At 69.8% G+C, this 5,398-nt stretch carries 7 protein-coding genes; 4 read left to right on the top strand and 3 right to left on the bottom strand.

Annotated elements, in window-relative coordinates; all coding sequences use genetic code 11:
- The first annotated feature begins 119 nt into the window (after positions 1-119).
- Complete coding sequence (locus AC1DY5_RS40570) at positions 120-1,103, top strand: alpha-ketoacid dehydrogenase subunit beta (protein ID WP_478120098.1); 984 nt, start codon at positions 120-122, stop codon at positions 1,101-1,103.
- Positions 1,100-1,564, top strand: a complete 465-nt coding sequence (locus AC1DY5_RS40565; protein ID WP_478120096.1) for a MarR family winged helix-turn-helix transcriptional regulator — start codon at positions 1,100-1,102, stop codon at positions 1,562-1,564. The genes AC1DY5_RS40570 and AC1DY5_RS40565 overlap by 4 nt, the downstream gene beginning before the upstream one ends.
- Here the strand turns inward: AC1DY5_RS40565 and AC1DY5_RS40560 are convergent.
- Complete coding sequence (locus AC1DY5_RS40560; RefSeq protein ID WP_478120095.1) at positions 1,556-2,320, bottom strand: SDR family oxidoreductase; 765 nt, start codon at positions 2,318-2,320, stop codon at positions 1,556-1,558. The genes AC1DY5_RS40565 and AC1DY5_RS40560 overlap by 9 nt on opposite strands.
- A gap of 108 nt (positions 2,321-2,428) precedes the next feature.
- Here AC1DY5_RS40560 and AC1DY5_RS40555 point away from each other — a divergent pair, with 108 nt between their 5' ends.
- Both AC1DY5_RS40555 and AC1DY5_RS40550 read left to right on the top strand, forming a co-directional pair.
- On the top strand, positions 2,429-3,352 hold the full coding sequence (locus AC1DY5_RS40555) for a LysR family transcriptional regulator (RefSeq protein WP_478120097.1): 924 nt from the start codon (positions 2,429-2,431) through the stop codon (positions 3,350-3,352).
- A gap of 67 nt (positions 3,353-3,419) precedes the next feature.
- Complete coding sequence (locus tag AC1DY5_RS40550) at positions 3,420-4,436, top strand: Bug family tripartite tricarboxylate transporter substrate binding protein (RefSeq protein ID WP_478120094.1); 1,017 nt, start codon at positions 3,420-3,422, stop codon at positions 4,434-4,436.
- Positions 4,437-4,705: 269 nt separating this feature from the next.
- Here the strand turns inward: AC1DY5_RS40550 and AC1DY5_RS40545 are convergent, their stop codons facing one another.
- Both AC1DY5_RS40545 and AC1DY5_RS40540 read right to left on the bottom strand, forming a co-directional pair.
- A complete protein-coding gene (locus tag AC1DY5_RS40545; RefSeq protein ID WP_478120093.1) occupies positions 4,706-5,029 on the bottom strand; it encodes a DUF1840 domain-containing protein in 324 nt (107 codons plus the stop codon).
- Between the two features lie 9 nt (positions 5,030-5,038).
- The coding region (locus AC1DY5_RS40540) for a class I SAM-dependent methyltransferase (RefSeq protein ID WP_478120092.1) at positions 5,039-5,398 on the bottom strand (360 nt) is incomplete at its 5' end.

Genomic DNA, 5,398 nt, shown 5'->3' with positions numbered 1-5,398 from the left:
ATCGAGAACCAGGCCCACGCCGAGGTCGAGGCCGCACTGGCCGCCGCCGACGCCGCGCCCTGGCCCGACGCCAGCGCTGCCTTCACCGACGTGCAGACCACCGGAGCCGGCCAATGGACATGAYACACGATGCGGTGCCCACCGCCGTTCTGCAATCGAGCTACGCCGAGGCCGCCGCGCTGGCGGTGCAACGCGAGATGGAAGCCGATCCGCGCGTGGTGGTGCTCGGCGAGGACGTCGGCCGCGGCGGCATCTTCGGCCAGTACAAGGGCCTGCAGCAGCGCTTCGGCGCCGAGCGCGTGATCGACACGCCGATCTCCGAGGCCGCGATCATGGGCGCCGGCGTCGGCATGGCGCTGGCGGGACTGCGGCCGGTGGTCGAGATGCGGGTCGTCGACTTCGCGCTCTGCGGCATGGACGAACTGGTCAACCAGGCGGCCAAGAACCGCTTCATGTTCGGCGGCCAGGGCCGCGTGCCGCTGGTGGCGCGAATGCCAGGCGGCATCTGGGACGCCTCGGCGGCGCAGCACTCGCAGTCGCTCGAAGCTTGGTTCGCGCACCTGCCGGGCGTGGTGGTCGTCTGCCCGTCGACCCCGCAGGACAACTATTCACTGCTGCGCGCCGCGCTGCGATGCGGCGATCCGGTGGTCTACATCGAGCACAAGACACTCTGGGGCGCGCGCGGGCCGATCGACGAAAGCCTGGACCTGCCACTCGGCAAGGCGGCCCGCCGGCGCCGCGGCAATGCGCTGACGCTGGTCAGCTGGGGCCGGCAGATGCAGGTCTGSCMAGAAGCCTGCGAGACGCTGGCGGCCGAAGGCATCGAGGTCGACCTGCTCGACCTGCGCACGCTCTGGCCCTGGGACCGCGAGGCCGTACTCGAATCCTGTGGCCGTACCGGGCGCCTGCTGGTGGTCCACGAGGCGGTGCAGGCCGCCGGCTTCGGCGCCGAGATCGCGGCCACCGCGGCCGAGGCGATCGGCTGCCGCGTCGCCCGGCTGGGTGCGCCGCGCATCCCGGTCGGCTACGCGCCGGTGCTGGAAGCGCAATCGCGCGTCGGCGCGGCACAGATCGTGAACTCCGCCCGAACGCTGCGGGGATGAACTCGCCGGGCGCCGAAGCGGTGGAGGACATGGTCTTCCTGAAGCTGGTGCGGGTCGTGAACCTGACGGCGCGGCCCTTCCAGCAGCGCGTCGGCCGCGCGCACCAGCTCACGCTCAACGAGTGGCGCACGATGGCGCTGCTCGGCAGCCGCCCCGGCCTGACCGCGACGCAGCTCGCCGACCTGACCGGACTCGACAAGATGGCGGTGAGCCGGGCCCTGGCGGGCCTGCAGCGCGCCAGGCGCCTGCATCGCCACGAAGATCCGACCGACCAGCGCCGCAGCCGGCTCTACCTGAGCAGCGCCGGCAAGGTCGTCTACGCGGCGGTTGGGGTGCAGGCGCGCCAGCGCGAGGCCGAACTGTTCGCCGGCGTCGCGGCCGAGGAGTTGCAGCAGCTCAATGCCACGCTGGACAAGCTGATCGCCTCGATCCGCCGCCAGTCAACGCCAGCTTCAGGCTGAGAAGCCGCCGTCGATGCTGAGGCTGGCGCCGGTCACGAACGCGGCTTCAGGGCTCGCGAGGTAGGCGACCATGCCGGCGATCTCTTCGCCGCGGCCGTGCCTCGGCAGCGCCATGAGCGCGTGCATCGCCTCGGCATTCGGGCCGCCTGCCGGATTCATCTCGGTGTCGACCGGGCCGGGCTGCACGTTGTTGACCGTGATGCCACGCGGCCCGAGGTCGCGCGCCAGCCCGCGGGTGAGGCCGCTCAGCGCCGATTTGCTCATCGCGTAAGCGGCGAAACCCGGCCACGGCATGCGCTCGGCGTTGGTGCTGCCGATGGTGATGACGCGGCCGCCATCGCCCATGTGCCGCACGGCTGCCTGGGTGGCGACAAACACCGCCCGCACGTTGACATTCAGGGTGCGGTCAAAGTCCTCCAGCGACATCTGGTCGATGCTGCCGCCGAGAAAGACGCCGGCGTTGTTGACCAGGATGTCGAGCCCGCCGAAGGTCCTGGCCGCCAGCGCAACCGCGGCGCCGAGGGCACCGGCGTCGGCGCTGTCGGCCTCGATCGCCAGCGCATGGCCCCCGGCCGCCTCGATCTCGCTCGCCAGGGCCCGTGCCGCGGCCTCGTTGCTGGCATAGGTGAAGGCCACCGCGGCGCCATCGCTGGCGAGGCGCCRCACGATCGCGGCACCGATGCCGCGCGCGCCGCCGGTGACGAGCGCGACCTTGCCGGCCTGGACCGAGGGGGTGGAGGGGATGGTGGGGGACATTGTTGGCTCCTGAAGCAGTTGGGATGGCTCCAGTGTCGGGATTTCATTGCAATCCGAGTAGCCATCAAAGTGCCATAACAAATTCAACCCATGGTTGAAAATGCATGGATGCAGCCGCTCAGCCACCTGGAATCTTTTGTCCGCAGCGCGGAAGCCGGGAGCTTCTCCGCCGCGGCCCGCCAACTGGGCCTGACGCCCGCGGCGGTGAGTAAGAACGTGGCCCGGCTGGAGGCCAGGCTCGGAGTGCGACTGTTCCAGCGCAGCACCCGCAAGCTGACTTTGACCGAGAGCGGCGAGCGCCTGTTCCGCCAGATCGGCGGCGCCCTCGGCACGCTGGCCGATGCGGTCGCCGGCATCGCGCAGAACGATGGCGCGCCCGCCGGCATTCTCAAGGTCAGCATGGGCCAGGCATTCGGGCGCGCCTATGTCCTGCCGCTGCTGGCCGACTTCCTGGCGCGCTATCCGGCCGTGCTGCCCGACTGGCATTTCGACAACCGGCAGGTCGACCTGATCGGCCAGGGCTTCGACGCCGGGATCGGCGGCGGCATCGAATTGACGCAGGGCCTGGTGGCGCGCGAGCTGGCGCGCATCCACATCGTGGCCACGGCGTCGCCGGCCTACCTCGCCGGCAAGCCGTTTCCGCGCCATCCCAGCGACCTGGCCGGGCATGAAGGCATCGTGCGGCGCTCGTCACCGACCGGTCGCGTGCGGTCATGGACACTTCGAAACAAGGCCGGCGACGAAGGCGCGGTCGAGATCCGCCCGCGACTGGTCTTCAGCGACCCCGAGGTCATGCGCGACGCCGCGGTGATGGGACTCGGCGTGGCGCTGCTGCCGATGGCCTTCGCGCTGCCCGCGCTGCACAGCGGCGCGCTGGTGCGCCTGCTGCCGGGCTGGTATGCCGACAACGGGCCGATCTCGCTCTACTACCCCAGCAAGAAGCTGCTGCCGGCCAAGACCCGGGTCTTCGTCGACTTCATGGTCGAGCGCCTGCGCGAGCAGGACTTCGCACGGCGCATGCTGGGAAGCTGAGCGCCCGAAGGCAGCCACGGGGTTTCCACCTGCGACACCGAGACTGCTTAACCGGTACAAACAGCTCATGACCCTCTCCACCTCACTTCCGCGCCGCGCCGTCCTGGTGCTGGCCACGGCCACCGCCCTCACCCTGCTGGCCGGCCCCGCCACCGCCCAGGCCACCTGGCCGACCAAACCGGTGCGCATCGTGGTGCCCTTCGCGCCGGGCGGCACCACGGACATCCTTGCGCGCGCCATCGCGCCCGAACTGTCGAAGGCCTTCGGCCAGCAGTTCATCGTCGACAACCGGGCCGGTGCCGGCGGCAATGTCGGCGCCGAGATCGTGGCCAGGGCGCCGAACGACGGCTACACGCTGCTGATGGGCACGGTCGGCACGCACGGTATCAACCGGGCGCTGTACCCCAAGCTGCCCTACGACCCGATCAAGGACTTCGCGCCGATCACGCTGGTGGCGGCGGTGCCCAACGTAATGGAGATGAACGTCGACAAGGCCAAGGCGCTCGGCATCAACAGCGTCGCCGACTTCGTGAAGTACGCCAAGGCGAACCCCGGCAAGCTCAACATGGCCTCGAGCGGCAGCGGCACCTCGATCCACCTGGCGGGCGAACTCTTCAAGACCATGACCGGCAGCTACATGACCCACATCCCCTATCGCGGATCGGGCCCGGCGCTGATGGACATGGTGGGCGGCAACGCCGACGTCATGTTCGACAACCTGCCCTCGTCGATGCAACAGATCAAGGGCGGCAAGCTCAAGGCGCTGGCCGTGACCAGCTCGCAGCGCTCGCCCGCCCTGCCTGAGGTGCCGACCGTCGAGGAGGCCGGTGGTCCCGCGCTCAAGGGCTACGAGGCCAGTTCGTGGTTCGGCCTGCTGGCCCCGGCCGGCACCTCGCCGGAGATCGTCAACCGCATCCAGCAGGAAGTGGCCAAGGCCCTGGCCACGCCGGCCGTGAAGGAAAAGCTGGTGGCCCAGGGCGCCATCCCCAGCGGCAATTCACCCGCCGAGTTCGCCAAGCTGATCGACTCCGAGCACACCAAGTGGGCCAAGGTCGTCAAGGCCTCCGGCGCCAAAGTAGACTAACCCCCAGGTTGCCCGGCACTTCGTGTCCGGGCGCCACCCCCTTTCAAGGGGGCGCAGTCAGCGGCCCGGCGAAGCCGGTTCCGCGACTGCCCCCGAAGGGGCGCGCTGCGCGCAGCCGAAGAACAACCACAACGCGGATTGACTTGGCCGGCGCAGCCAGGCCCGTTGGTGAGGCACCGCGGAACCGGCTTCGCCGGGCCGCTGGTGTCGCTCCCGGTAGGGGGCGGGCGCCCGACACGAAGTGCGGGGCAACCTCGGGGCGAGCTAAGTTACGTGCTCCAGACGACGTCCTTGCCGTCGGCCAGCGAGTCCTTGAGCATGTGCAGCAAGGGCGCGGCGCGCTGATGCAGGCCGACGTGCTGCTTCTCCGCTTCGTTGTCGTGTCCCTCGACCGCGTAGTCGTCGGCGTTGTGGACGTTGCGGGCCTCGCGCGCCATGGCTGCCTCGAGAGCCGAAATGGCCGCCGGCATCTGTTCGCCCGTGATGACGCCCTGGCGCGCAGGCGGCTTGCCGATGATGTCGAGCAATTGGCGCGCGTGGATCTCGAGCATCACAAACGGGGGGGTGGCTCGCGATTTGAATCGATACAGCATGGGGCCTCTCTACTTGTAAATGTAGTCGCGAACGAAAGGGTACTCCGATTGCGCGCCGCGCAGCGCCCGTGCATCGACCTGGCCATCCGGCCGGGTCGACAGCATCTGGTGCAGCGAAATCCAGCCCTGCTCGAAACTCATCGCCGAGCCGGCCAGGTAGAGCCGATAGGCGCGCAGGATGCGCTCGGCATTCTCGCCCTGGCGGCCGCCGCTGCGCCGGAGCACCTCGCGCGCCTCGTCGAGCCGCGATTCGAGCGTGTCGGACCAGGCCCACAGCGTGCGCGCGTAGTGCGGCCGCAAGTTCTCGGTGTCGACCATCTCCAGCCCCGCCGCCGCGGTCTCGCGCAGCACGTGGGTCACGTGCAGCAG

The organism is Variovorax sp. P4_D9 (assembly GCF_056401695.1).
This window is presented reverse-complemented; position numbering and strand designations above follow the sequence as displayed.

Bases quoted from the DNA above. Each gene is read 5' to 3' on its own strand.
- AC1DY5_RS40565 (WP_478120096.1), top strand. From the start codon at position 1,100: ATGAACTCGCCGGGCGCCGAAGCGGTGGAGGACATGGTCTTCCTGAAG.
- AC1DY5_RS40545 (WP_478120093.1), bottom strand. From the start codon at position 5,029: ATGCTGTATCGATTCAAATCGCGAGCCACCCCCCCGTTTGTGATGCTC.
- AC1DY5_RS40555 (WP_478120097.1), top strand. From the start codon at position 2,429: ATGCAGCCGCTCAGCCACCTGGAATCTTTTGTCCGCAGCGCGGAAGCC.
- AC1DY5_RS40550 (WP_478120094.1), top strand. From the start codon at position 3,420: ATGACCCTCTCCACCTCACTTCCGCGCCGCGCCGTCCTGGTGCTGGCC.